Annotated in this window: 25 protein-coding genes; 14 read left to right on the top strand and 11 right to left on the bottom strand. The window is 61.2% G+C overall.

From position 1 onward, the window contains the following. Positions 1 to 8: 8 nt before the first annotated feature. Positions 9 to 2,363: a hybrid sensor histidine kinase/response regulator gene (locus NTD85_RS03295; protein WP_262141410.1), complete on the bottom strand. Its 2,355-nt coding sequence runs from the start codon at positions 2,361 to 2,363 to the stop codon at positions 9 to 11. 441 nt (positions 2,364 to 2,804) lie between these two features. On the opposite strand from NTD85_RS03295, the gene NTD85_RS03290 reads away from it, so the two are divergent. From NTD85_RS03290 to NTD85_RS03275, 4 genes are all read left to right on the top strand, one after another. Continuing rightward, on the top strand, positions 2,805 to 3,602 hold the full coding sequence (locus NTD85_RS03290) for a hydroxymethylpyrimidine/phosphomethylpyrimidine kinase (protein WP_007960553.1): 798 nt from the start codon (positions 2,805 to 2,807) through the stop codon (positions 3,600 to 3,602). 18 nt (positions 3,603 to 3,620) lie between these two features. Continuing rightward, entirely contained in the window at positions 3,621 to 4,244 is a 624-nt protein-coding gene (gene thiE / locus NTD85_RS03285; protein WP_262141409.1) for a thiamine phosphate synthase, read from the top strand. A 15-nt stretch (positions 4,245 to 4,259) separates the two neighbouring features. Beyond that, positions 4,260 to 5,543 (top strand): glutamate-1-semialdehyde 2,1-aminomutase, encoded by a 1,284-nt coding sequence (gene hemL, locus NTD85_RS03280; RefSeq protein WP_262141408.1) that lies wholly within the window; start codon positions 4,260 to 4,262, stop codon positions 5,541 to 5,543. A 225-nt stretch (positions 5,544 to 5,768) separates the two neighbouring features. Next, positions 5,769 to 6,323 (top strand): tetratricopeptide repeat protein, encoded by a 555-nt coding sequence (locus NTD85_RS03275; RefSeq protein WP_003228518.1) that lies wholly within the window; start codon positions 5,769 to 5,771, stop codon positions 6,321 to 6,323. 138 nt (positions 6,324 to 6,461) lie between these two features. On the opposite strand, the gene NTD85_RS03270 is transcribed toward NTD85_RS03275, so the two are convergent. Next, positions 6,462 to 6,791 carry a DUF1820 family protein gene (locus NTD85_RS03270; protein ID WP_003185742.1) on the bottom strand — a complete coding sequence of 110 codons (330 nt, stop codon included), beginning with the start codon at positions 6,789 to 6,791 and terminating at the stop codon, positions 6,462 to 6,464. Positions 6,792 to 6,924: 133 nt separating this feature from the next. On the opposite strand from NTD85_RS03270, the gene miaB reads away from it, so the two are divergent. The 5 genes from miaB (at position 6,925) to lnt (ending at position 12,372) form a co-directional block, all read left to right on the top strand. After that, positions 6,925 to 8,253, top strand: a complete 1,329-nt coding sequence (miaB, locus tag NTD85_RS03265; RefSeq protein ID WP_003228520.1) for a tRNA (N6-isopentenyl adenosine(37)-C2)-methylthiotransferase MiaB — start codon at positions 6,925 to 6,927, stop codon at positions 8,251 to 8,253. A 250-nt stretch (positions 8,254 to 8,503) separates the two neighbouring features. Continuing rightward, complete coding sequence (locus tag NTD85_RS03260) at positions 8,504 to 9,502, top strand: PhoH family protein (RefSeq protein WP_003228522.1); 999 nt, start codon at positions 8,504 to 8,506, stop codon at positions 9,500 to 9,502. Next, on the top strand, positions 9,495 to 9,989 hold the full coding sequence (gene ybeY, locus NTD85_RS03255) for an rRNA maturation RNase YbeY (RefSeq protein ID WP_003228524.1): 495 nt from the start codon (positions 9,495 to 9,497) through the stop codon (positions 9,987 to 9,989). The genes NTD85_RS03260 and ybeY overlap by 8 nt, the downstream gene beginning before the upstream one ends. Positions 9,990 to 9,994: 5 nt before the next feature. Beyond that, positions 9,995 to 10,834 carry an HlyC/CorC family transporter gene (locus NTD85_RS03250; protein ID WP_003228526.1) on the top strand — a complete coding sequence of 280 codons (840 nt, stop codon included), beginning with the start codon at positions 9,995 to 9,997 and terminating at the stop codon, positions 10,832 to 10,834. 14 nt (positions 10,835 to 10,848) lie between these two features. Then, entirely contained in the window at positions 10,849 to 12,372 is a 1,524-nt protein-coding gene (lnt, locus tag NTD85_RS03245) for an apolipoprotein N-acyltransferase (protein ID WP_262141407.1), read from the top strand. 87 nt (positions 12,373 to 12,459) lie between these two features. Here the strand turns inward: lnt and NTD85_RS03240 are convergent, their stop codons facing one another. Together NTD85_RS03240 and NTD85_RS03235 are read right to left on the bottom strand one after the other, a co-directional pair. Then, entirely contained in the window at positions 12,460 to 13,221 is a 762-nt protein-coding gene (locus NTD85_RS03240; protein WP_003228530.1) for a YdcF family protein, read from the bottom strand. A 104-nt stretch (positions 13,222 to 13,325) separates the two neighbouring features. Continuing rightward, entirely contained in the window at positions 13,326 to 13,649 is a 324-nt protein-coding gene (locus NTD85_RS03235; RefSeq protein WP_003228531.1) for a hypothetical protein, read from the bottom strand. A gap of 255 nt (positions 13,650 to 13,904) precedes the next feature. Here NTD85_RS03235 and leuS point away from each other — a divergent pair, with 255 nt between their 5' ends. The 5 genes from leuS (at position 13,905) to NTD85_RS03210 (ending at position 20,031) form a co-directional block, all read left to right on the top strand. Continuing rightward, entirely contained in the window at positions 13,905 to 16,511 is a 2,607-nt protein-coding gene (leuS, locus tag NTD85_RS03230) for a leucine--tRNA ligase (protein WP_003228532.1), read from the top strand. Between the two features lie 88 nt (positions 16,512 to 16,599). Next, positions 16,600 to 17,205, top strand: a complete 606-nt coding sequence (lptE, locus tag NTD85_RS03225; RefSeq protein WP_262141406.1) for an LPS assembly lipoprotein LptE — start codon at positions 16,600 to 16,602, stop codon at positions 17,203 to 17,205. Positions 17,206 to 17,244: 39 nt separating this feature from the next. Then, positions 17,245 to 18,282 (top strand): DNA polymerase III subunit delta, encoded by a 1,038-nt coding sequence (gene holA, locus NTD85_RS03220; protein WP_003228535.1) that lies wholly within the window; start codon positions 17,245 to 17,247, stop codon positions 18,280 to 18,282. 200 nt (positions 18,283 to 18,482) lie between these two features. Beyond that, a complete protein-coding gene (gene arfA, locus NTD85_RS03215; RefSeq protein WP_003228536.1) occupies positions 18,483 to 18,647 on the top strand; it encodes an alternative ribosome rescue factor ArfA in 165 nt (54 codons plus the stop codon). 61 nt (positions 18,648 to 18,708) lie between these two features. Further along, on the top strand, positions 18,709 to 20,031 hold the full coding sequence (locus NTD85_RS03210) for a lytic murein transglycosylase (protein WP_262141405.1): 1,323 nt from the start codon (positions 18,709 to 18,711) through the stop codon (positions 20,029 to 20,031). A gap of 126 nt (positions 20,032 to 20,157) precedes the next feature. On the opposite strand, the gene NTD85_RS03205 is transcribed toward NTD85_RS03210, so the two are convergent. The 7 genes from NTD85_RS03205 to mltB all read right to left on the bottom strand — a co-directional run bounded on the left by NTD85_RS03205 (position 20,158) and on the right by mltB (position 26,634). Beyond that, positions 20,158 to 21,108, bottom strand: a complete 951-nt coding sequence (locus NTD85_RS03205; protein WP_262141404.1) for an LD-carboxypeptidase — start codon at positions 21,106 to 21,108, stop codon at positions 20,158 to 20,160. 127 nt (positions 21,109 to 21,235) lie between these two features. Then, on the bottom strand, positions 21,236 to 22,234 hold the full coding sequence (lipA, locus tag NTD85_RS03200) for a lipoyl synthase (protein WP_160768663.1): 999 nt from the start codon (positions 22,232 to 22,234) through the stop codon (positions 21,236 to 21,238). Positions 22,235 to 22,259: 25 nt separating this feature from the next. Next, positions 22,260 to 22,907: a lipoyl(octanoyl) transferase LipB gene (gene lipB / locus NTD85_RS03195; RefSeq protein WP_226501060.1), complete on the bottom strand. Its 648-nt coding sequence runs from the start codon at positions 22,905 to 22,907 to the stop codon at positions 22,260 to 22,262. Then, entirely contained in the window at positions 22,907 to 23,182 is a 276-nt protein-coding gene (locus NTD85_RS03190; protein WP_003228544.1) for a DUF493 domain-containing protein, read from the bottom strand. The genes lipB and NTD85_RS03190 overlap by 1 nt, the downstream gene beginning before the upstream one ends. An 86-nt stretch (positions 23,183 to 23,268) precedes the next feature. Next, a complete protein-coding gene (locus tag NTD85_RS03185; RefSeq protein ID WP_003228546.1) occupies positions 23,269 to 24,426 on the bottom strand; it encodes a D-alanyl-D-alanine carboxypeptidase family protein in 1,158 nt (385 codons plus the stop codon). A 187-nt stretch (positions 24,427 to 24,613) separates the two neighbouring features. Beyond that, positions 24,614 to 25,624 (bottom strand): septal ring lytic transglycosylase RlpA family protein, encoded by a 1,011-nt coding sequence (locus tag NTD85_RS03180; protein WP_103486251.1) that lies wholly within the window; start codon positions 25,622 to 25,624, stop codon positions 24,614 to 24,616. Further along, complete coding sequence (gene mltB, locus NTD85_RS03175; RefSeq protein WP_103486252.1) at positions 25,624 to 26,634, bottom strand: lytic murein transglycosylase B; 1,011 nt, start codon at positions 26,632 to 26,634, stop codon at positions 25,624 to 25,626. The genes NTD85_RS03180 and mltB overlap by 1 nt, the downstream gene beginning before the upstream one ends. Positions 26,635 to 26,648 lie beyond the last annotated feature (14 nt).

The following is a 26,648-nucleotide window of genomic DNA, read 5'->3' as shown; positions in this document are numbered from 1 at the left end:
TCACCCTATTACGCGCTGAGCACCCGACGCTCCAGCGCCGTTTGCAGGTCTTCGAATTTCACCGGTTTGTTCAGGTAATCGATGCGCGTGCCCGGTGCGCAATGCTCGCGATCCGTGCCCAGGGCCAGCATGAACACCGGCAGATTGGCGCAGCCGGGCAACCCATGAATCTGGCAGCACAACGAGGCCCCTTCGTGGCTGGGCAACTGGCAATCGATCAGCACCGCATCGAAGGCCTCGCGCTGCAGATAATCCAGCGCCGCCGCGCCGTTGTCCGCCGTGCGTACGCGGAACCCCAGTTTGAGCAGCATGCCGCGCATCACCAGTTGGTTGACGCTGTTGTCATCCACAAGCAACACCGTGCAGTCCTGCGGCGCACGGCTGCGCTCGTGCAGCGCGTCCGCGGTTGGTGCCGCTTCGACTTCCGGCAGCTCGAACTCGACATCCAGTTGAAAACGGCTGCCGCTGCCAGGTTGGGAGCGGTGTGTGAGCTTGCCGCCGAGCAGTTCCACCAGTTGCCGACAGATCGCCAGCCCCACGCCCAGCCCACCGTATTCGCGGGTCATCGAGCCATCGAGCTGGAAGAAGCGCTGATACATCGTCGCCTCGCCCAGATCGGTGAAACCGATGCCGGTGTCGATCACCGCAAACGACAGTGCCAAGCGATTGCCCGCCGACGGTTTGCCGGTCACTCGCAGCGCGAGACCACCGACCCGGGTGAACTTGATCGCGTTGTCCAGCAGGCACTCCAGGCACTGCGCCAGTTTGGCGCTATCGCCGTGCAAGCGATCCGGCAGGGTCGGCAGTACCTCGACCTTGAAGTCCAGCGACTTGCTCGCCGCGTTGCCATCGAACTGCATGCGCAAGGCCTCGACAACCGCGCGCAGGCTGAAGCTGCCCGGCGTCGCCTTGAGCTTGCCGGCCTGCAGTTCGGTGAGGGTGAGGATGCCGTTGACCATGCGCATCATGTCCCGGGCGGAACCGGCGGCGGTTTGCTGGTATTGCTCCAGTTCAGGTTCCAGCTCGACGGTCTGCATCAGCTCCAGCGAACCGATCACGCCGTTCATCGGCGTGCGCAATTCGTGGGTCAGGGTCGCGAGGAATTCATCCTTGAGCTTGTTGCTATGGGCCAGTTGCTGGTTGAGCACTTCGAGCTTCTGCCCGGCGTCGAACAGGGTCTGCGCCTGTTGCTCGCGCATGGCGTTGATGCGATCCGCCAGCGCCAGCGACAGCAGCGCAACTTCGATCGCCGAGCCGATCTGACTGGCGTACATGGTCAGGAACACGTTCGGCAGCAGGCCGAGCACCATCAGCGTATTGACGATGCCGCCGAGCAGGAATGCCGACCAGGCAATGATGAAATAACGTGCCACGCGCAAGCCGCGCCACCAGGCGAGAATCCCGGCGGCGAAGATCACCACGGTGAACACCAGCGCCAACAGGGTCGCCAGGCGCAACGACAAGGCGTAACTGGTCATCAGCGACAGCCCGACCACCAGCGCGCCGAATGCGATCAGGGCGATCAGCAAGCGGTCGAGCCAGCGGCTGTGGGTTCTTGTCTGCAGGAAACTGCGGGCGAACTGGCTGCCGAACAGGCCGGCGCAGCCGATGAAAAACGGTGTGGAGGCGTTGGTCCACCACGGATTGTCCGGCCAGAAATACTCGACCGCCGCGCCGTTCACCGACAGTTGATAAAGGCCGAACGAGGCAATGTAGAAGATGTAATAGAGGTAACTGGTGTCGCGCACGCTCAGGTAGATGAACAGGTTGTAGACCAGCATCCCCAGCAGCACGCCATAAATGATCCCCAGCACATACAGGCGCACCGGTTGATCCTCGAGGTACGCGGTGCTCGACCATAAGGTCACCGGCGCCTGGATCGAACCTTCACTGGCCAGGCGCAGGTACACGGTGCGTTGTTGCTCCGGCTTGAACTCAAGGTCGAACAGGTAGTTGTTCTGGCGGATCTCGCGACTGGCGAACGGCAAGGCGTCGCCGGTTTGCCGGATCAGTCGGTAGTCGCCATTGGCATCGGCCATATAAAGGTCGAGGTGATCAAGCGGCGGATACGCCAGTTCCAGCAGCCAGGTGCGCTGGGCGGCCGGATTGTTCGGGCGGTAATGCAGGTCGATCTTCAGCCAGAACGCCGAGCGCGAGTAACCGGCATTGAGCGTGGCTTTATCGTGAGGTTTGAAATTGCCCGCCGCCGCTTGAGCGCGGACGTCGGCGATGCTCGCCTGACCGCTTGGGTCCTCGAACACTTGCAATGAGCGGCCCAGGGGAAGGCTCTGGGTATTTTCGTCGAACTCGACGGCGCTTGCGAAGAGGGGCAAGCAGAACAGCAACATCAGCAAATAGCGCATTGAAGCCCCAGCGTGGCTCGTCCGGTTGTGTCAGGAAGCCCCCCATTCCCTTTGAGTAGACGTAAAACCGGTATTACCTGTTATTGGTTTGGATCCAGACTAGCATAGCCGTTGATGGCCATTGAGCACCATCGAAATTTTTCCTACAAAGGCTCTAGAACGGGCGTTTCAGAGCAAAGCAGCGAGCTAGAGCTGTTGAGTTGGTCAGCTCAATCATTGCGATCCGCTTTTGTGGCGAGGGAGCTTGCTCCCGCTCGGCTGCGCAGCAGTCGTAAAACCTGTAAATGCGCGGTGCCTGAATAAATGCAGGGGGCTGCTTCGCAACCCAGCGGGAGCAAGCTCCCTCGCCACAATGGTAGCTGCAGTGTTGTCCGACAATCTGCTCGCAAACACCATCAGGACTGAACCCCAAAATCAGGTTTGGTGGTAAGCTCGCGCACCATGAATATCTACAGCTCCCGCCCCGTTGTCCTCTGTCTCTCCGGCCACGACCCCAGTGGTGGCGCCGGCTTGCAGGCAGATATCGAAGCCCTGCTCGCGCAGGGTTGCCATGCGGCTCCGGCCGTCACCGCCCTGACCGTGCAAGACACCGTCAACGTCACTGACTTCCGCGTCCTCGACCGTGAGTGGGTACTGGCCCAGGCCAATGCCGTGCTCAACGACTCCGAAGTCGCTGCGGTCAAACTGGGCATGCTCGGTTCGCTGGAAATGGTCGACACCGTGGTCGAACTGCTTTCGGCGCACCCGCACCTGCCGGTGGTCTGCGACCCGGTGCTGCGTGCTGGCGGCGGCGGACGCCTGGGCAAGGACGAAGTCGGTTATGCGATGCGCGAGCGTCTGCTGCCGCTGTCGATCATTGCCACCCCCAACCTTCCCGAAGCGCGGATTCTCGCCGAATTGCCCGAAGGCACGGCGGACGAGTGCGCGGAAAAACTCTTGCCGTTCGTCAAAAACCTGCTGATCACCGGCGGCCATGGCGACGAAACTGAAATCCACAATCGCCTGTACAGCCGTGACGGCCTGCGTGAAACCTTCTATTGCCAGCGTTTGCCGGGCAGTTATCACGGTTCCGGCTGCACATTGGCCAGCGCCCTCGCCGGTCGGCTGGCCCAGGGTGAAAACCTTGCCAGCGCCGTGCGTACTGCACTGGATTACACCTGGCGCACCCTGCGCGACGCCGAACAACTGGGCAAAGGCCAGTTCGTGCCACGTCGCCTGCCGCTGGATTTTTGCTCGTAACGTCGTGAGGTCTGCCTGATGAAACTCCGTGGCCTGTACGCCATCACCGACAGCCAATTGCTGGCGGGCAAGTTTCTGTCGTACGTGGAGGCGGCGCTGGAAGGCGGCGTCACCCTGCTGCAATACCGCGACAAAAGCAGCGACGAGGCCCGCCGTCTGCGCGAGGCCGAAGCGCTGCGTAACCTGTGCGAGCGCTACAAGACGCAGTTGATCATCAACGATGACGCCGAACTGGCCGCGCGTCTCAACGTCGGCGTGCACCTGGGCCAGACCGACGGCCCGCTGTCGCCGACCCGCGCCCTGCTCGGCTCCAAGGCGATCATCGGTTCGACCTGCCACGCGCAGCTCGAACTGGCTGAACAGGCCGCCAAGGAAGGCGCGAGTTATGTCGCCTTCGGCCGCTTCTTCAATTCCAACACCAAACCCGGCGCGCCAAGCTGCAGCCTCGATCTGCTCGACGAGGCCAAACGCAAGCTGCACCTGCCGGTCTGCGCGATTGGCGGCATCACCCTCGACAATGCCGGGCCGCTGGTGGCCCACGGGGTCGACCTGCTGGCGGTGGTCCACGGTTTGTTCGGTGCCGAGAGCACCGCCGAAGTGACCCGCCGCGCCCGCGCCTTCAACGAACTTCTGAAAATCTGATTTGAGAGCCCGATCATGTCTCGTTCCGAAACCCTGTTTGCCAATGCCCAGAAACACATTCCCGGTGGCGTGAACTCGCCGGTTCGCGCGTTCAAGAGCGTGGGCGGCACACCGCTGTTCTTCAAGCATGCCGAAGGCGCCTACGTCACCGACGAAGACGACAAGCGCTATGTGGATTACGTCGGTTCGTGGGGGCCGATGATCCTCGGCCACAGCCACCCGGATGTGCTCGACGCGGTGCGCAATCAGCTGCAACACGGCCTGTCCTACGGCGCACCGACCGCGATGGAAACCGAGATGGCCGATCTGGTCTGCTCGCTGGTGCCGTCGATGGACATGGTGCGCATGGTCAGCTCCGGCACCGAAGCGACCATGAGCGCGATTCGTCTGGCCCGTGGTTACACCGGTCGGGACAGCATCATCAAGTTCGAAGGCTGCTACCACGGCCACTCCGACAGCCTGCTGGTCAAGGCCGGTTCCGGCGCGCTGACCCAAGGTGTGCCGAGCTCCGCCGGTGTCCCGGCAGCGTTTGCCAAACACACCCTGACCCTGCCGTTCAACGACATCGACGCAGTGGAAAAGATGCTCGCCGAAGTCGGTCAGGACGTCGCCTGCATCATCGTCGAGCCAGTCGCTGGCAACATGAACTGCGTACCACCGGCGCCGGGTTTCCTCGAAGGCCTGCGTTCGCTCTGCGACAAGCATGGCGTGGTGCTGATTTTCGACGAAGTGATGACCGGTTTCCGCGTTGCCCTCGGCGGCGCCCAGGCGCACTACGGCGTGACCCCGGACCTGACCACGTTCGGCAAGATCATCGGTGGCGGCATGCCGGTCGGCTGCTTCGGCGGCAAGCGTGAAATCATGGAGCGCATCGCGCCGCTGGGCCCGGTGTACCAGGCCGGCACCTTGTCGGGCAACCCGCTGGCGATGGCCGCCGGTCTGACCACCCTGCGCCTGATCAGCCGTCCGGGGTTCCACGCCGAACTGACCGACTACACCACGCGCCTGCTCGACGGCCTGCAACAACGCGCCGATGCGGCGGGCATTCCGTTCGTGACCACGCAAGCGGGTGGCATGTTCGGCCTGTACTTCAGCGGCGCCGACGACATCGTCACCTTTGAAGACGTGATGGCCAGCGACGCGGCAATGTTCGGGCGCTTCTTCCACCTGATGCTCGAAGGCGGCGTTTATCTGGCACCGAGCGCTTTCGAAGCCGGTTTTACGTCGATCGCCCACGGCGAAACCGAGCTGAAAATCACCCTGGACGCTGCCGAGCGCGCCTTCGCCGCACTGAAGTAATGGCCGTCCCGCTGACGTTGGCCATGGCCAGCGTCAGCTTTTACCTACACCCACGCCGTTTTTCCCACGCCTCTGCTAAAAATCCGCCAGAAAGTGGGCGATATATTCCCCGCGCAGCAGAAAAACGAGTAAAGACTTTGTAAGGTTGGCCCCGCTTATTTCATAATGCGCGCTTATTGGATCCCTCGATGGGTCCGCGTGCCCTTCAGAGGTAAGTCGATTCCCATGAACCGCACCGGCCGCACCCTTGCCTTGGGCTGCCTGTTGCTCCTTCAGCCCCTGCTCGCGCATGCACAAGCAGGCGGCAACTCGTTGTTGATCCCGGCGATGGGTCGTTGCACCCTCAATACTCAGCCGCAAGACGTCACGCAGGCACTGGCTGCCTGCCAGAAAGCGGCGGATGAAGGGGATGCGCAAGCGCAATACGAGTTGGGTGAGTTCTACTACGACGGCAAGAATGCGCCGCGCGACCTCAATCAAGCCCTGAGCTATTTCGAAAAGGCCTCGTTGCAAGGCCATGCTCAGGCACAGTTCAAGCTCGGCACCATGTTCTTCCACGGCGAAGGCGTGCAGGCCAACAACATTCAGGCGTACATCGTGCTGAAGATGGCCGCGGTCAACGGCGCCGAAGATGCGCTGGACACCGCCGACGAGGTCTCGGAAAAAATGTCCCGCGAAGACCTCGAAACCGCGACCCAGGTGCTCGGGCAAATTTTCCGTAAATACCTGATGGAACTGCAGAGCGCGGATGGGCGTACGCCGTTTTCGCCACTTCCCTGATTTTTGCGCCGACCTTTCCGGCCCCTTCGCGAGCAAGCTCGCTCCCACAGTAGATCTCCAGTGTTCAGAGGATCCCCTGTGGGAGCGACGGTGCGACGATTCGACTTGCTCGCGAATGAGACGACTCGGTTTTGCGGCTTACTTCTCAGGCATCGGCATCGGAAACGGCATCACATTGCCGACCGCGCCACGGGCTTCGCTGATTTTCGGGGTGCCCAGACGCTCCACCTCGTCGATGCGCACGATCGAATGCATCGGCACAAAGCTGCGCACCACGCCTTCGAACTGTGCCTTGAGCTTCTCTTCGCTCGGATCGACGACCACTTGCGTGCGCTCGCCAAAGACGAACTCTTCCACTTCCAGAAAACCCCACAGATCACTTTGATAGATCTGCTTGGCGTACATTTCGAACACCTGGCCCTGGTTGAGGAAAATCACCTTGTAGATTGGAGCTTCGCGTTTGGTCATGGCGGGCGGATAACATCGGGGATAAAAATGAGGGCGCAAACTATAGCATAGCCACCGGACGCACAGCGGTAGGAACCTGAGGGCTTGTTCCCTATAATGCGCGGTTCTTTGAATCACGTGACGACCCTACTCCATGGCCAAGAAGCTTTACATCGAAACCCACGGTTGCCAGATGAACGAGTACGACAGCTCGCGCATGGTCGATCTGCTGGGCGAACATCAGGCCCTTGAAGTCACCGCGCGTGCGGAAGACGCCGACGTGATTCTGCTCAACACCTGCTCGATCCGCGAACGCGCCCAGGATCGGGTGTACTCGCAGCTCGGCCGCTGGCGTGAACTGAAACTGGCCAACCCGGACATGGTGATCGCCGTCGGCGGTTGCGTGGCCAGCCAGGAAGGCGCGGCGATCCGTGATCGCGCGCCGTATGTCGACGTGGTCTTCGGCCCGCAGACCCTTCACCGTCTGCCGGAAATGATCGACGCCGCACGCAGCAGCAAGTTGCCGCAGGTCGACGTCTCGTTCCCGGAAATCGAAAAATTCGACCACCTGCCCGAGCCGCGCATCGATGGCCCGAGCGCCTACGTGTCGGTGATGGAAGGTTGCAGCAAGTACTGCACGTTCTGCGTGGTGCCCTACACCCGTGGCGAAGAAGTCAGTCGACCGTTCGATGACGTGATTGCCGAGATCATCCACCTCGCGGAAAACGGCGTGCGTGAAGTGACCTTGCTCGGGCAGAACGTCAACGGCTATCGCGGCCTGACCCACGACGGGCGCCTGGCCGATCTGGCCGAGCTGATCCGTGTGGTCGCTGCCGTCGATGGCATCGACCGCATTCGCTACACCACTTCGCACCCGCTGGAGTTCTCCGACAGCCTGATCCAGGCCCACGCCGAAGTGCCGGAGCTGGTCAAACACCTGCACTTGCCGGTGCAGTCGGGTTCCGACCGGATCCTCGCGGCGATGAAGCGCAACCACACGGCGCTGGAGTACAAGTCCAAACTGCGCAAACTGCGCGCTGCGGTACCGGGGATCTGCATCAGCTCGGACTTCATCGTCGGCTTCCCCGGCGAGACCGAAAAAGATTTCGAGCAGACCATGAAGCTGATTGCCGACGTCGGTTTCGACTTCTCCTATTCCTTCGTCTACAGCCAGCGCCCGGGCACCCCGGCCGCCGATCTGGCCGACGACACCCCTGAAGAGCTGAAAAAAGAACGCCTGAACGCCTTGCAGCATCGCTTGAATCAGCAAGGGTTCGAGATCAGCCGACAAATGGTCGGCTCGATCCAGCGCATTCTGGTCACCGACTATTCGAAGAAGGACCCGGGCGAGCTGCAAGGGCGCACCGAGAATAATCGTATCGTCAACTTCCGCTGCGATAATCCGACCCTGATCGGCCAGTTCGCCGACGTGCACATCGACGCGGCGCAACCGCACTCGCTGCGCGGCTCGCTGGTTCAGTAAACGTAAGGCGTCAAAGTGCCTCTGTGGCGAGGGAGCTTGCTCCCGCTCGGTTGCGAAGCAGCCGCAAACCAGACACCTCGATCATCCTGAATGATCGAGGCTGGAGGACTTGGGAGCGCTGCGCACTCCAGCGGGAGCAAGCTCCCTCGCCACAGTTATCCAGTGAGACCGTTTTAAGAGCTTTCGCACCCACGCCACTGGCGTTATCCTTGATTTCATCTTAATTGCCCCAGGGCGGCTAAATACGACCTTGAACGCACCCATAGAACCACATCGTTTTATCCTCGAGCCCTTTGAGGCTCGCCGCTTCGCCAATCTGTGCGGGCAATTCGACGAGCACCTGCGCTTGATCGAACAACGCCTGGCCATCGAGATCCGCAATCGCGGAAACCAGTTCGAACTGATCGGCGACCCCAAGCACACCACGTCTGCGGAAAATCTGCTGCGCCGCCTGTACCGGGAAACCAAGGGTACCGAGCTGTCGCCGGACATGGTGCACCTGTTCCTCCAGGAATCGGCCGTCGTCGAACTGGACAACCACGCCCCCGCCGAAGCCTCCGTTGCCCTGCGCACCAAGAAAGGCATGATTCGCCCACGCGGCTTGAATCAGCTGCGCTACGTGAAGGAAATCCTCGGCAACGACATCAACTTCGGCATCGGTCCGGCCGGTACCGGCAAGACCTATCTGGCCGTGGCTTGCGCCGTTGATGCCCTGGAGCGCGAGCAGATCCGCCGCATCCTGCTGGTGCGTCCGGCGGTTGAAGCGGGTGAAAAACTCGGCTTCCTGCCCGGCGACCTGAGCCAGAAGATCGACCCGTACCTGCGCCCGCTGTACGACGCGCTGTACGAAATGCTCGGCTTCGAATACGTGGCCAAGCTGATCGAACGTCAGGTGATCGAAGTCGCGCCGCTGGCCTACATGCGCGGTCGGACGCTGAACAACAGCTTCATCATTCTCGACGAAAGCCAGAACACCACCGTCGAACAGATGAAGATGTTTCTGACCCGGATCGGCTTCGGCTCAACCGCCGTCATCACCGGCGACATCACCCAGGTCGACCTGCCGCGCGGCACCAAGTCCGGGCTGCATCATGTGATCGAAGTGCTCAAGGACGTTCCGGGCATCAGCTTCACGCACTTCCAGCCCAAAGACGTTGTGCGTCACCCGTTGGTGCAACGGATCGTCGAGGCCTACGAGCGCTTCGAGACCCGTGCCGAAGCCGCCAAGGAAACCTCGCGCGATGCTTGAGCTGGATCTGCAAATCGCTACCGAAGCGAACGCCCCGAGTGAAGCTGACTTCCGCAAATGGTGCGAACTGGCCCTGCGCCAGCGCACCGCCGACTCGGAAATGACCATTCGCCTGGTCGACGAGGAAGAAGGTCGCGAACTCAATCACACCTGGCGCCACAAGGATTACGCGACCAACGTCCTGTCGTTCCCGGCCGAAGTCCCGGACGAGTTTCTCGACATCCCGCTGCTCGGCGATCTGGTGATCTGCGTGGCTGTGGTCGAACGCGAAGCTGCCGAACAAGGCAAGGAACTCCAGGCCCATTGGGCACATCTAGTCATTCACGGCTGCTTGCATCTGCTCGGTTACGACCATATAGATGACGACGAAGCCGAAGAAATGGAAGCACTGGAACGCGAGTTGCTTGCCGAACTGGGCTATCCCGATCCGTACGCGGACGACGAAGCCGAAACCTCCCCTATCGTTACAACAAAGGATTCAGAGTAATCGCTATGAGCGAAGATCGATCGAGCAACGGGCAGAAGTCATGGCTGGGTAAACTGACCCAGGCTTTTGCCCACGAGCCGAAGAACCGTCAGGAGCTGCTTGAGCTGCTGCGTGATGCACATCAGAACAAACTGCTGGACAGCGAAGCGCTGGCCATCGTCGAAGGCGCCATTCAGGTGGCTGACCTGCAAGTACGCGACATCATGGTCCCGCGCTCGCAGATGATCAGCATCAAGGCGACCCAGACCCCTCGTGAATTCCTGCCCGCCGTGCTCGACTCGGCCCACTCGCGCTACCCGGTCATCGGCGAAAGCCACGACGACGTGATGGGCGTGCTGCTGGCCAAGGATCTGCTGCCGCTGATCCTCAAGGAGAACGGCGACAGCTTCAACATCAAGGACCTGCTGCGCCCGGCCACGTTCGTGCCGGAGTCCAAGCGCCTGAATGTGTTGCTGCGTGAATTTCGCGCCAACCACAACCACATGGCCATCGTCATCGACGAGTACGGCGGCGTGGCCGGTCTGGTGACGATTGAAGACGTGCTGGAGCAGATCGTCGGCGACATCGAAGACGAGCACGACGTCGAAGAAGACAGCTACATCAAGCCGCTGCCCAGCGGTGACTTCCTGATCAAGGCCCTGACGCCGATCGAGAACTTCAACGAGTTCTTCGACAGCGAATTCTCCGACGACGAGTTCGACACCGTTGGCGGTCTGGTGATGAGCGCGTTCGGGCACTTGCCAAAACGCAACGAAATCACTGAAATCGGCGCCTATCGTTTCCGCATCCTGAACGCCGACAGCCGTCGGATTCATTTGCTGCGACTGACGCCAATCGCTCGTTAAATCTAAGGACTGAAATGCGCTGGACAACCCGCCCCGGCTGGCCCGGTAACCTGCTGGCCGTGGCGGCCGGTGCAATCACCACTTTCGCCCTGGCCCCGTTCAACATCTGGCCGCTGGCCTTGCTGGCGGTCGGCCTGTTCTATGCCGGCCTGCGCGAGCTGAAGCCGCGTCAGGCGCTGGGCCGTGGCTGGTGTTTCGGTTTCGGCCTGTTCGGCGCCGGCACCAGTTGGATCTACTACAGCATTCACCACTTCGGTGGCGCCTCGGTGCTGCTGGCCGGGTTCCTGATGCTGCTGTTCACCGCAGCGATCGCGCTGTTCTTCGCCCTGCCCGCGTGGGTCTGGGCGCGCTGGTTGCGCCGCAACGAGGCACCGTTGGCCGATGCGCTGGCGTTTGCTGCACTGTGGGTCGGTCAGGAGGCCTTTCGCGGCTGGTTCCTCACCGGTTTCCCGTGGCTCTACTCCGGTTACAGCCAGCTCGACGGCCCATTGGCCGGGCTCGCGCCGGTCGGTGGCATGTGGCTGGTGTCCTTCGTTCTGGCACTGACTGCCGCGCTGATCTACAACGCGCCGCGCCTGCTGCAATCCGCTCGCAAAGGTTTTATCGCCGCAGGCCTGGTGTTGCTGGTCGGGCCTTGGGTGGCGGGCATCGCGCTCAAGGGCCACGCCTGGACCAGTCCGGCCGGTGCACCGCTGACTGTCGCGGCGATTCAGGGCAACGTCGAACAAAGCATGAAATGGGACCCGGCGCAGCTCAACGCGCAACTGGCGCTGTACCGCGACCTGAGTTTCCGCTCCAAACCGGTGGACCTGCTGATCTGGCCGGAAACCGCGGTACCCGTGCTCAAGGAGTCCGCCGAGGGCTACCTGAACATGATGGGTAACTTCGCCGCCGAGCGTAAATCGGCGCTGATCACCGGGGTGCCGATCCGCGAGACGGTGCGCCACGAAAAACGCTTCTTCAACGGCATCACCGTGGTCGGCGAAGGCGATGGCACCTATCTCAAACAGAAACTGGTGCCGTTCGGTGAGTACGTGCCGCTGCAGGATCTGCTGCGCGGCTTGATCGCGTTCTTTGATTTGCCGATGTCCGACTTCGCTCGCGGCCCGGCGGATCAGCCGTTGCTGCAGGCCAAGGGTTATCAGATCGCGCCGTTTATCTGTTACGAAGTGGTGTACCCGGAGTTCGCCGCCGGTTTGTCGGCACGCAGCGATCTGCTGCTGACGATCAGCAACGACACCTGGTTCGGCACCTCGATCGGCCCGTTGCAGCACCTGCAAATGGCGCAGATGCGCGCACTTGAGGCGGGCCGCTGGATGATCCGTGCTACGAACAACGGCGTGACCGGACTGATCAACCCGTTCGGGCAGATCACCGAGCAGATCCCGCAGTTCGAGCAGGGCATTCTGTATGGCGAAGTGGTGCCGATGCACAACCTGACGCCGTACCTTGAATGGCGTTCGTGGCCGCTGATTATTCTGTGCGTGCTGCTGTTTGGCTGGGCACTGATGGCGAGCCGGATGTCGAAAACCCTTTAAAAGCAAAGATCGCAGCCTGCGGCAGCTCCTACAGGGAAAACACAAATCCCCATGTAGGAGCTGCCGCAGGCTGCGATCTTTTGATCTTCAGCGGTAAAACAGCGAATACCCCACCTGCCCCACCGCCTCATTCAGCAACTGTCCGCTCTGCCAGATCGACTTGAACTCCGGCAGCCAGCCACCAAACGGTCGTGCATTGTCGGTCCCGAGAAACCCTACGGGTGCCGGCACCACTTCAAACCCTGCCTGCTGAAAACACCAGACGGCGCGCGGCATATGCCAGGCCTGGGTCACCACCACAACACGTTTGATCCCCTGTGGCAGCAACATATCGGCGCTGAATTTGGCGTTCTCCCATGTGGTACGGCTCTCGCCTTCCTGCCAACGCGTGGTCACGCCGAAATCATCGCGCAGCGAATCGGCCATCAGCTTCGCTTCCGTCGGCGGTGTACCGTAATGCAAACCACCACTGGTCAGGATCGGCAAGCCGGACGCCTTGGCCAGCCGCGCGGCGTAGCGCTGACGCTCCAGTCCAACGCCGGTCGGCTGATCCTCGCCCCAGGCCAGATCGCCGCGCTCACGCCCGGAACCCAATACCACGATGGCGTCAGCCCGCTGCGCCAGCATCGACCACGCGTCACGGGGCAGCGGCGGCTCACGCTCCAGCGCCTTGGCGCCCCACTGCACGACCACTGGCAGGCTCATCAGCCAGAAACCACCCAGGCCAATGGCGAAACACACAGCGGCCAGCCGCGGTCGGGAGCGGCGCAGCCACCAGGCGACCAACAACAGCAGCAAAAGAATGCCGGGCGGCAATAAAAGTTGTTTGATGAAGTAACGAAAAGGCATCGGGGCATCTCCAGAGATGCCCGAAGCCTAAGAGTGTTAATAGAGCGTTACAACCGATAGGGTCGGATCCTGTTGAAAAAGATCCGTTTCCTGCTGCCTTGCGCTTACTTGGCCTGCAAAGAGCGAACCTTGATGGTGTCTTTGCCGGGCGCCTTGTCCTTGAGCCAGATGACCTTGGCCGATTGTGGTGCATCGAGCTGCTTCACTGCCTGAGACAAGCTTCCATGCGTTTCACGTTCACAGCGATCCAGATAGGCCTTGACCAGTTTGAACTCGGCGGGGCTCAAGCCACGCAATTCCAGTTCCAGGGGGCGCTCGTCGCGCAGCCGGCCAGCGGTTTTGGCAGCGTCGAGGGCCATGCCCAGACGATCCATCAACCGTTCGTACAACTCGGGTTTCGTCACGTTTTTTTGCCGTTGCTCCACCATCCCTCACCTCATTGAAGATAAGACTCACTCCCCAATAAGAGCTTAGCTTCGCTGCACAAACCGGCTGAACGCCGCGACCAACGGCCCTCGCCACGGTTTTCCGGGGCCAGACAGCTGTAATCAGGGTTTCCCTAGGCCAAGCGCGGTCATGTATGCTACGGCGCTTCCTGTAATTCCACTTCCAGCTTGTCCGGAGCATTCCCGGAGGGCGCGTTGAAGAGGATTAGGCCACCCCTATCCAGTACAAAAGTAGCCATGCACGAACAATATCAGCCCCGTGAAATCGAAGCCGCCGCCCAGTCGTTCTGGGACGAGCAAAAGTCCTTTGAAGTCAGTGAACAGCCAGGCAAGGAGACCTACTACTGCCTGTCGATGTTCCCTTACCCCAGCGGCAAGCTACACATGGGGCACGTGCGCAACTACACCATCGGCGACGTGATCTCCCGCTACCAGCGCATGCAAGGCAAGAACGTTCTGCAACCGATGGGTTGGGACGCCTTCGGCATGCCGGCGGAAAACGCCGCGATGAAGAACAACGTGGCACCCGCCAAGTGGACCTACGAAAACATCGCCTACATGAAGTCCCAGCTGCGCAGCCTGGGCCTGGCGGTGGACTGGTCCCGTGAAGTGACCACCTGCAAACCGGATTACTACCGTTGGGAACAATGGCTGTTCACCCGCCTGTTCGAAAAAGGTGTGATCTACCGCAAGAACGGCACCGTGAACTGGGACCCGGTCGACCAGACCGTACTGGCCAACGAGCAGGTGATCGACGGCCGCGGCTGGCGTTCCGGCGCGCTGATCGAAAAGCGCGAAATCCCGATGTACTACTTCAAGATCACCGCCTACGCGGATGAGCTGCTGGAGAGCCTCGACGAACTGACTGGCTGGCCGGAACAGGTCAAGACCATGCAGCGCAACTGGATCGGCAAGTCCCGCGGCATGGAAGTGCAGTTCCCGTACAACGTCGACTCGATCGGCGAAGCAGGCACCCTCAAGGTCTTCACCACCCGTCCGGACACCCTGATGGGCGCAACCTACGTTGCCGTGGCAGCCGAACACCCGCTGGCCACCCAGGCCGCGCAGAACAATCCTGAGCTGCAAGCGTTCATCGCCGAATGCAAGGGCGGCAGCGTCGCTGAAGCCGACGTCGCCACTCAAGAGAAGAAAGGCCTGCCGACCGGCCTGTTCGTCGAGCACCCGCTGACCGGTGAAAAACTCCCGGTATGGGTCGCCAACTACGTGCTGATGCACTACGGCGACGGCGCGGTGATGGCGGTTCCGGCGCACGACGAGCGCGATTTCGAATTCGCCCACAAGTACAACCTGCCGGTCAAATCGGTGGTGCGCACCAGCTCCGGTGACACCAACCCGGCTCCGTGGCAAGACGCCTACGGCGAGCACGGCACGCTGATCAACTCCGGCGAGTTCGACGGTCTGGACTTCGCTGGCGCGTTCGATGCCATGGAAGTTGCACTGATCAAGAAAAACCTCGGTGCCTCGCGCACCCAGTTCCGCCTGCGCGACTGGGGCATCAGCCGTCAGCGCTACTGGGGCTGCCCGATCCCGATCATCCACTGCGCCACTTGCGGTGACGTGCCGGTCCCGGAAGACCAGTTGCCGGTGGTTCTGCCGGAAGACGTGGTGCCGGACGGCGCCGGTTCGCCGCTGGCGCGCATGCCGGAATTCTACGAGTGCAGCTGCCCGAAATGCGGCCAGCCTGCCAAGCGTGAAACCGACACCATGGACACCTTCGTCGAGTCGTCCTGGTACTACGCCCGCTACGCTTCGCCGCACTTCGAAGGTGGCCTGGTGGAAAAATCCGCGGCTGACCACTGGCTGCCGGTGGATCAGTACATCGGCGGTATCGAACACGCGATTCTGCACCTGCTGTACGCGCGTTTCTTCCACAAGCTGATGCGTGACGAAGGCCTGGTCAGCTCCAACGAGCCGTTCAAGAACCTGCTGACCCAGGGCATGGTGATCGCCGAGACTTACTACCGTCGCGAAGCCAACGGTGCCTACACCTGGTTCAACCCGGCGGACGTGGAACTCGAGCGTGACAGCAAGGCCAAGGTCATCAGCGCCAAACTGAAATCCGACGGCCTGCCGGTGGAAATCGGTGGCACCGAGAAAATGGCCAAGTCCAAGAACAACGGCGTCGACCCACAGTCGATGATCGATCAGTTCGGCGCCGACACCTGCCGCCTGTTCATGATGTTCGCTTCGCCGCCGGACATGAGCGCCGAATGGTCCGACTCCGGCGTGGAAGGCTCGCACCGTTTCCTCAAGCGCGTCTGGCGTCTGGCTCAGGCCCACGTCACCCAGGGCCTGCCGGGCAAACTGGACATCGCCGGCCTGAACGACGAGCAGAAAGCCGTGCGCCGCGCCATCCACCTGGCCATCAAGCAGGCCAGCCATGACGTCGGCCAGAACCACAAATTCAACACCGCCATCGCTCAGGTGATGACGCTGATGAACGTGCTGGAAAAAGCCGCGCAAGGCACCGAGCAGGATCGCGCACTGATTCACGAAGGCCTGGAAGCCGTTACGCTGCTGCTGGCTCCGATCACGCCGCACATCAGCCATGAGCTGTGGAATCAACTGGGCCACGCTGACCCGGTGATCGATGCTGGCTGGCCAGCGGTCGATGAAAGCGCCCTGGTGCAGGACAGCCTGCAACTGGTCATTCAAGTGAACGGCAAGCTGCGTGGCCAGATCGAAATGCCGGCCAGCGCCACTCGCGAGGAAGTCGAAGCGGCAGCCCGCGCCAACGAAAACGTGCTGCGTTTCGTCGACGGTCTGACCATTCGCAAAGTGATCGTTGTACCGGGGAAACTGGTCAACATCGTCGCCAGCTAAATTGGATTGGGCGTCAGGTTCGCCTGACGCACTGTAAAACCTTTCGGGCCGCAGGGTCGGCCCACATGGTTTCAAGGGGAGCAACACAATGATCAAACGCAATCTGCTGGTGATGGGCCTCGCTGTTCTGCTGAGCGCCTGCGGTTTCCAGCTGCGTGGCACTGGCACCACCGAACTGGCAATCAAGGAACTCGACCTGAGCGCCCGCAACGCCTATGGCGACACCGTCACCCAGCTGCGTCAGGTGCTGGAGTCCAGCGGCGTCAAGGTCTACAGCGGTGCACCGTACAAGCTGTATCTGGCTGACGAGCAGGAAAGCCAGCGCATCCTCAGCTACGCCGGCGCCGGCCGTACTGGCGAATACCAGGTCAACACCGTGCTGAACTACAACATCGTGGGCGAACACAATCTCAACCTGTTGAGCGACAAGCTTGAAGTACAGAAAGTGTTCATTCACGACGGCAACAACCTGGTCGGCTCCGATCAGGAAGCCAACGACGCCCGCAACGAAACTCGTCGCGAGCTGGTTCAGCGCATGATGCTGCGCCTGCAACAGCTGACTCCGGGTCAACTGGAGAAACTGCAGCAAGCGGCCAACGACCGCGCCCGGGCTGAAGCCGATGCCCTGAAAGCGGCACAGAAGGCTGAAGCGGAAACGCCGCGTCAGTCGCCGCTCGAACTGCCGCAGCAGTAAGACGTACGGGGCGCTCAGGCGCCCCGTACGCCCTCTCTTATGAAGCTCGCTCCCGCTCAACTCGGCAAACACCTGCAAGGCGCTCTTGCGCCCGTCTATATCATCAGCGGCGATGACCCGCTGTTGTGCCAGGAGGCCGCCGACGCCATCCGCAGCGCCGCCCGCCAGCAAGGTTTCGACGAACGCCAGGTGTTCGCCGCCGATGCCAATTTCGATTGGGGTACCTTGCTGCAGGCCGGTGCCAGCATGTCGTTGTTCGCTGAAAAGCGCCTGCTGGAGCTGCGTTTGCCCTCGGGCAAACCCGGTGACAAGGGTGCTGCCGCGCTGATCGAATACTGCTCGCGCCCCGCCGAAGACACTGTGCTGCTGATCAGCCTGCCCAAGCTCGATGGCAGTGCGCAGAAGACCAAGTGGGGCAAGGCGCTGGTCGAAGGCCAGCAGACCCAGTTCATTCAGATCTGGCCGGTGGATGCCAATCAGCTACCGAGCTGGATTCGCCAACGCCTCTCGCAGGCCGGATTGTCGGCCAGCCAGGACGCGGTTGAACTGATCGCCGCGCGCGTCGAGGGCAATCTGCTCGCCGCCGCGCAGGAAATCGAAAAGCTCAAGCTGATGGCCGAAGGTGGGCAGATCACTGTCGAAACGGTGCAGGCCGCCGTGGCCGACAGTGCGCGCTTCGACGTGTTCGGCCTGACCGACGCCGTGCTCAACGGTGAACCGGCCCACGCCTTGCGCATGCTCGAAGGCCTGCGCGGTGAGGGTGTCGAGCCTCCGGTGATTCTCTGGGCGCTGGCGCGGGAGTTGCGCCTGCTGGCCAATATCTCGCTGCAGTACAGCCAGGGCACGCCGCTGGACAAGTGCTTCAGCCAGGCGAAACCACCGGTCTGGGACAAGCGCAAACCGCTGATGAGCAAAGCCCTGCAACGCTATTCGGCACAACGCTGGGCGCAGTTGCTGCTCGAAGCCCAGCGCATCGATGCGCAGATCAAGGGACAAGCCGCCGGTTCGCCGTGGATGAGCCTGAGCCGGTTGGCGTTGTTGATGTCCGGCCAGCGTCTTTCACTGCCCGCCGAGTAAGACGCTCAACCGCATAACGCCCTTTCGCGAGCAAGCCCGCTCCCACAGTCGACCGAGTTCTATCATGTGAATGCGATCGACTGTGGGAGCGGGCTTGCTCGCGAAAGCGTCAGAACATTCCTACATATCAGGGACTGGACAGACGTCCAACATCGGCAGATTATTTCCCCCGCAAAAACCACTCACTCGAGAGATCCATCATGAGCAAAAAGCCATCGAAACATGGCCCGAACAAGGCCAAATCCATCATCGCCCAACCCCTGTTCCGCAGCCGCCAGGAACGACCAACCAAGGGCAAAGGCAGCTACCGCCGCGAAGCCTTCCAGTCTGATAGCTGGGAGGCTTCTTACTTTCTGGCTGCCTGAAGCACAGTACCCCCCGGTCATGTTAAGGTCTGCACCTGATTCGTATCCCCTGGAACTGTGCATGCCCTTCAGTCTTTCCCGTCGTTGGCCCGTTCGCCAACTGATCGCTGCCTCCAGCTTCATTCTGCTTGTCGCCTGCGCGGAAAAACCTACCGCCGCCGATGCGCAACCATTACAGACCGTTCCTGCCGTCACGGCCCCAGCGATCATCCCGCCGGTAGTGCCGTCCGCCGACTCTCTCGACTTGCAGCCAACCCAGACCTTTGCCGAATGGCAGGCAGGTTTCCGCAAGGATGCGCTGGCAGCCGGTATCCGTGCAGATGTGTTCGACCGCGCGTTTGCCAATGTCAGCTTCGATGCCAGCGTGATCAAAGCCGACCGCAGCCAGCCGGAATTTTCCCGTCCGGTATGGGAATACCTCGACGGCGCCCTGTCGCCGCTGCGGGTGCGCAAGGGGCAGGCGCTGATCAGTCAGTACGCCGACATCCTGCAAAGCATCGAACAGCGTTATGGCGTGGATCGCCAGGCACTGGTGTCGGTATGGGGCATGGAAAGCAACTTCGGTCAGTTCCAGGGCACCAAATCGGTGATCAACTCGCTGGCGACCCTGGCCTACGAAGGCCGTCGCCCCGCATTTGCTCATGCACAACTGATCGCGGCGCTGCAGATCCTGCAACAGGGCGACATCACGCCAGAAAAGATGCTTGGCTCGTGGGCGGGTGCGATGGGCCAGACCCAGTTCATTCCGACGACCTACAACACTCACGCCGTGGATTTCGACGGTGACGGTCGCCGCGACATCTGGGGCAGCCCGGCCGATGCGCTGGCCTCCACCGCGCACTACCTGCAAAGCTCAGGCTGGCAGCGTGGTCAGCCGTGGGGCTTCGAGGTGCAACTGCCGAGCGGTTTCAACTACACCCTGGCCGATGGCTCGATGCGCAAGACCGTTGCCGAATGGCGTCAACTGGGCGTGATCCTGCCCAATGGCGGTCAGGCCCCTGCCGGCTCGGAACAGCTGTCTGCCGCCCTGCTGCTGCCGGCCGGCTACCGTGGCCCAGCGTTCCTGATCCTCGATAACTTCCGGGCGATCCTCAAGTACAACAACTCGTCGTCCTATGCACTGGCGGTCAGTCTGTTGTCCGAGCGCTTCAATGGCGCAGGCCTGATCAACGGCATCTGGCCGAAAGACGATCTGCCACTGAGCCGTTCCGAACGCATCGAATTGCAGAACCTGCTGAGCGCGCGTAATTACGATGCGGGCACGGCGGACGGGATTATCGGCGCCAATACCCGCAAGGCGATCCGCAGTGCCCAGCAGTCGTTTGGCTGGCCGGCGGACGGGTATCCGACGCATAAGCTGCTTGAGAGCCTGCGCAGCCAATAGAACGATAATCGTATGGCTGATGCCGCCTTCGCGAGCAAGCCCGCTCCCACATTGGTTCTGTGTACGACACGAATCCAATGTGGGAGGGGGCCTGCTCTCGAAGACTGACTCACTGGCAACCAAACCCTAGCGTTTGATCACTACATCCTGTTCCAACATCAATTCCTTCTTCCCGGCATCCAAGCGAACCAGCGCCCCCATCGGCAGCGTCAGGTTCGGATCACAATGCCCGCTGCGCCACCCCGACAGCACCGGAATCCGCAACGGCTCGAAGGTCTGCTTGAGCAAGCGATTCAACGCCTCGACATCCACCCCGGCGACATCCCCCACCAGCACACCGCACAATCTGGCCAGCTTGCCAGCCAGACGCATCTGCGTGAGCAGACGGTCGATCCGATACAGCGGCTCGTTGACGTCTTCGATCAGCAGAATCACCCCTTCGACGTCAATCTCATAAGGTGTGCCCAGCGTCGAGGCAATCATCGCCAGATTACCGCCAAGCAAACGCCCGTGAGCGATGCCGGGTTCGACCGTGGTCAATGGATAAGCCACCGGATGGCTCAACACACTCCCCGCCTTCAACTGACCGCGCAGCATGGCGAAGAATGAGGTGACGGTGGGCGGCTCCTTGTCGCCCAGCAGATCGGCATTGAGCAGCGGGCCGTGGAAGGTCACGAACCCTGCGTAGCGACTGATCGCCAGATGCAGTGCGGTGATGTCGCTGTAGCCGACAAACGGCTTGGCGTGACGACTCAGCAAGTCGTAATCGATCCGGTCCAGCAGGCGCGGCGTACCGTAGCCGCCGCGCAGGCAAATGATCGCGTCGACTTCAGGGTCGACGAAAGCGGCGTGCAGGTCGTTGAGGCGTACGTCATCGCTGCCGGCCAGGTAGCCGTCCTTCTCGTAGACACCGGGGAACACCTTCAGCGCATAGCCGCGGGCACGCATCCACTGCACAGCCTTGTCAGTGTCCAGTGCACCGGGGCCGGCGGGGGCAATCACACCGATCAGTCCTTCGGACGGCAGCGCCGGCACAGGCTTATGCGGAAAAAGGGTGTGAGTTGGTCGAACGTTCATCCATGGGTCTCCCTGTGAATTCATGAACACACAGTAGTCAGGTACAGAGACAAACAAAAGAGTGCTCGGCAGGCCCAAACAAAAATACCCGCCGAGGCGGGTATTTTTGGAGGCAATCAGCGCCGGATCAGGAACCGAGCAGCTCGGCCTTGACCAGTTTCGCCTGCTCGTCAGCGTGATACGAAGAACGTACCAGCGGGCCGGAAGCAACGTTCTTGAAGCCCATCTTGTAACCTTCCTCGGCGAACCAGGCGAAGGTGTCCGGGTGCACGAAACGCTGCACCGGCAAGTGGCTGCGCGACGGTTGCAGGTACTGGCCGAGGGTCAGCATGTCGATGTCGTGTTCGCGCATGCGCTTCATGACTTCGATGACTTCTTCGTCAGTCTCGCCCAGGCCGAGCATCAGGCCGGATTTGGTCGGGATGTGCGGCATCATCTGCTTGAAACGTTGCAGCAGGGTCAGCGACCACTGGTAGTCCGAACCCGGACGCGCAGCCTTGTACAGGCGCGGTACGGTTTCCAGGTTGTGGTTGAACACATCCGGCGGCTCGGCGGCAGTGATTTCCAGGGCGATGTCCATGCGGCCACGGTAGTCCGGAACCAGGGTTTCCAGCTGCACGTTCGGCGACAGCTTGCGGATTTCGCGAATGCAGTCGGCAAAGTGCTGGGCACCGCCGTCACGCAGATCGTCGCGGTCAACCGAAGTGATCACCACGTACTTGAGCTTGAGGTCGGCAATGGCGATCGCCAGGCTTTCCGGCTCGTTGACGTCCAGTGGCTTCGGACGGCCGTGGCCAACGTCGCAGAACGGGCAGCGACGGGTGCAGATGTCACCCATGATCATGAAGGTCGCGGTGCCGCCGGAGAAGCACTCGCCCAGGTTCGGGCAGGAGGCTTCTTCGCAGACGCTGTGCAGCTTGTGCTTACGCAGCAGACTCTTGATCCGGTCGACTTCCGGCGAAACCGGGATACGCACGCGAATCCAGTCAGGTTTCTTCGGCAGTTCGGTGGTCGGAATGATCTTGACCGGGATGCGTGCAACCTTCTCGGCGCCGCGCAGCTTGACGCCGGCTTCAACCTTGGGACGCGGGGCCGGGCGCTCGGTCACGTCGAGCGTCGGGATCATGGTTTGCACTGCATCAGTAGTCATATCAGTCGATTCCGCCCGTCAGGGTCGTCTGCTCAGCATAGTCGAGGTGTTTGACGAGCTGCGCGCGCAGCCGGGCACTTACCTCGGCAAATTCAATCGATCCTGCGTGATCGCTCAGCTGGGTCATCGCCAGCCCGGCATAGCCGCAGGGATTAATCCGTCGAAACGGCTCCAGGTTCATATCCACGTTCAGGGCCAGGCCATGAAAGGAGCAACCGTGGCGAATCCGCAAACCCAGAGAAGCGATTTTCGCTCCGTCGACGTAGACGCCGGGAGCATCTGGCTTGGCTACAGCGGTCACGCCGTAGCTGGCCAGCAATTCGATCAGGCAGTGTTCCATGCGACTGACCAGATCACGTACGCCAAAGCCCAGCTTGCGTACGTCCAGCAACAGGTAAGCCACCAATTGACCGGGGCCATGATAGGTCACCTGCCCGCCGCGATCGACCTGTACCACCGGGATATCCCCCGGCAGCAGCAAATGTTCGGCCTTGCCGGCCTGGCCCTGGGTGAACACCGGAGGGTGCTCGACCAGCCAGATTTCGTCGGCGGCATCGCTGCCGCGTTCGTTGGTGAAGCGTTGCATGGCATGCCAGACCGGCTCGTAAGCCATCTGGCCAAGTTCGCGAAAGCCCAGCGTGCCCGGCATCACAACACCATGTGTACGAAACCGGTCGCCCGCAGTTCGCTGTTGATGTTGTACAGCTGATCCTGATCGGTCGCGACGATGTGCAACTGGATGGTGGTGTACTTGCCGTTGCTGCTCGAGCGTTCGTCGACACGCTCATCGTTGATGGTCGCGAATTTCTTCACGATCTCGATGATCTTGTCTTTGTGCCCGACGCCCGTATCGCTGATTACCTTAACCGGATAATCAACCTGGGGGAATTCGATCTTTGGCGCCTTTACTTCGGTATCGGTCATGGCGTAACGGCCTCGTAAGCGTAAGCCGTGGTAACGCACATGGCCCCGATCCGGATGGGAACGGGGCCATGCAGGTCAACACTCAATCAGTTGAACAAGCCGTAGAAGAATAGACGGATGCTATCCCACATGCGACGGAAGATACCACCCTCCTCGACAGCGTCCAGGGCGATCAGGTCGGCGCTGTGCACCACCTTGTCGTCCAGCTTCACTTCGACTTTACCGATCACGTCGCCCTTGGCGATTGGCGCGGTCAGTTGCGGGTTCATGGTCATGCTGGCAGCGAGCTTTTTCAGCTGGCCTTTTGGCAGGGTCATGGTCAGGTCTTCAGCCAGGCCGGCCTTGACTTGGCTGGTGGTGCCTTTCCACACCGGGGCCTGAGCCAGTTCGGTGCCCTTCTGGTAGAAGGTCTGGGTTTCGAAGAAACGGAAACCGTAGGTCAGCAGCTTCTGGGTTTCAGCAGCACGAGCCACTTCGCTGTTGGTGCCGAACACCACGGCGATCAGACGCTGGCCATCACGCACAGCCGAGGACACCATGCAGTAGCCGGCTTCGTCGGTGTGACCGGTTTTCAGACCGTCAACGGTCTTGTCGCGCCACAGCAACAGGTTGCGGTTAGGCTGCTTGATGCCGTTCCAGAAGAACTCTTTCTGCGAGTAGATCGCGTAGTGAGCCGGGTCTTCGTGGATGATCGCGCGCGCCAGGATCGCCATGTCGTGAGCCGACGAGTAGTGCTCAGGGTTCGGCAGACCGGTCGGGTTCATGAAGTGGGAGTTGGTCATGCCCAGATCGGCGACCGTCTTGTTCATCAGGTCGGCGAAAGCGTCTTCGCTGCCGGCGATGTGCTCGGACAGCGCCACGCTGGCGTCGTTGCCGGACTGGATGATGATGCCGTGCAGCAGGTCGCTGACGGTCACTTGCGAGCCGACTTTGATGAACATCCGCGAACCGCCGGTACGCCAAGCGTTTTCGCTGACGGTCACCGGGTCGTTTTCACCGATCTGGCCACGACGGATTTCCAGCGTAGCGATGTACGCGGTCATCAGTTTGGTCAGGCTGGCTGGCGGCAGACGCTGGTCACCGTTGTTCTCCACCAGCACGTTGCCGCTGCTGGCGTCCATGAGCACGTAGGCTTTTGCAGCCAGTTGAGGTGGCGACGGCATCATCTCGGCCGCGAAGGCGGCTGGCGAGAGGAGCAGCGGGACTAGCAGACACAGGCGTTTGGCAAAGGTGGTGATGTTCATCCGTCTCTCGAAATCGCTAATGGAAACTTGCCCGAGGGCAAAACTATTCAGACAGCCTTCTAACGGGCCATCGCGTGTTCAGTTGCTCACTCCAGTCACCCTTGCCGGGCTTTTGTTCTTCGACGAGCCAACAACCTGGTTCACCCCCCAAAACCGCAAGTGAACCGTCAATCAAGTGCTACGTTTCTTACTCTGTGACCACACTCGGCGAACCGAGATTGGCCAGGCGCACACTGTTCTGCACCTGGGCGATTTCACCCGGCGAACCGATCGGCCCCAGGCGAACCCGGTGCAGGGTCTGCTGATTGCGCACGATCGAGCTGATGAACACCGGAGCGCTCACCATCCCGCTGAGCTTCGACCTCAGGAGTTCTGCAGCGTCCGGGTTGGCGAACGCGCCCACCTGCAGATACTGGCCAGACGCTGGTGCAGAAGCGTTTTTTTTTGCGCTGATCTGTACAGGTACAGTGTCAGAGGCATGTTGCTGCGGCGGCGGGGTCCACTGCTCGATGGTACCGGCCGACGCCGTGATCACCGGGGCGCTATTCTGCGCGACTTGCGGCTCGTTGAGCATCAGAGGCGCCGGACGGCCCTTCGCGGCCCACCATTGCTGCGGATCGATGCCTTCGACCTTGACCCGCGCGGTGCCGATTTCGGCATAACCGAGCTTCTTCGCGGCCGCGTAGGACAAGTCGATGATCCGGTCCGAATAGAACGGCCCGCGATCGTTGACCCGCAGGATCACGCTCTTGTTGTTGTCCAGGTTGGTCACCCGAACGTAACTTGGCAGTGGCAGAGTCTTGTGGGCAGCACTCATGCCGTACAGGTCATACACTTCGCCGTTGGCGGTGTTCTGCCCGTGAAACTTGGTGCCGTACCAGGACGCCGTGCCCGAGGCGACGTAGGTCTTGGATTCCTGCAACGGGAAATAGGTCTTGCCCAGCACGGTGTACGGGTTGGCCTTGTACGGGCCGGTGTGCAGGGTCGGCGTGGCATCCGGGATCCGCGAAACGTCGACATCCCACCAAGGCGCGCCGTCTTTGTGGGCGCGGTTGATGTCCAGCCCCGGCTGCGCACGCACGGCGGTGGACGAGGTCTTCTGGGTCGGCGCGCGGCTGGTCGAACAACTGACGACCAGTACCGCCAACGCAGCGAAAGCCACCAGCTTCAGGGGTTTATTGATAGGCAGTGCCCGCATTACTTGACGCCCCGTGCTTTTACCAGCTCTTCAGACAGTTGATATACGGCCATGGCGTACATCACGCTGCGGTTATAACGCGTGATCGCGTAGAAATTCTTCAGGCCCATCCAGTATTCAGGGCCGTTATCGCCTTCGAGGCGAAATGCAGTAACCGGCATATCATCGCGCAGCGCATCATGACTTGACCAGCCCAGCGCCCGCAACTCTCCAACCGTCTTCGTCGGCTCGATGCCGGTGGTCAGGCCTTCATCGACCTGCTCGCCGCGCACATCGGCGCGGCTGACCACCGGTTCCCCGGCGACCCAGCCATGCCGTTTGAAGTAACTGGCAACGCTGCCGATCGCATCGTCCGGATTGGTCCAGATATTGATGTGACCGTCACCGTCGAAATCCACCGCGTAGGCGCGAAAGCTGCTCGGCATGAATTGCGGCAGGCCCATCGCCCCGGCGTACGAGCCTTTGAGGGTCAATGGATCAACTTGTTCTTCACGGGCCAGCAGCAGGAACTCACGCAATTCCTTGCGGAAAAATTCGGCACGGGGAGGATAGTCGAAACCGAGCGTGGACAACGCATCAATCACCCGGTAATTGCCGGTATTACGTCCGAAAAAGGTCTCGACGCCGATGATCGACACGATGACTTGTGCCGGCACGCCGTATTCCTGCTCGGCACGGGCCAGTACGGCCTCGTGCTGGCGCCAGAAGTCCACGCCACGGGCGATGCGCGCGTCGGTGATGAACATCGGGCGATATTCTTTCCACTGTTTGACCCGCTCGGCGGGCTTGGAAATCGCGTCGAGAATCGCCTGTTTGCGCTGGGCCTCGCGAAACACCGCCATCAGTTGCTCACCGGCAAAACCGTAGTCGCGGGTCATTTCACCGACGAATTCGGCCACCTGCGGCGAGCCTTCGTAATCGCCGGCCAGCGCTTCCTGCGCGCTGCCAAGGATGCCGACCAGGCCGACCCACGGCGCGTAACGAGTCGCCCAGCTGCGCATGACTTGCATTGAACTCTTCACCT

Origin of the sequence: Pseudomonas sp. 13B_3.2_Bac1, assembly GCF_025466205.1 — a bacterium.
Taxonomy (GTDB): Bacteria; Pseudomonadota; Gammaproteobacteria; order Pseudomonadales; family Pseudomonadaceae; genus Aquipseudomonas; species Aquipseudomonas fluorescens_H.
Note: the sequence above shows the minus strand (reverse complement) of the source record. Positions and strands in the feature narration are given on the sequence as shown.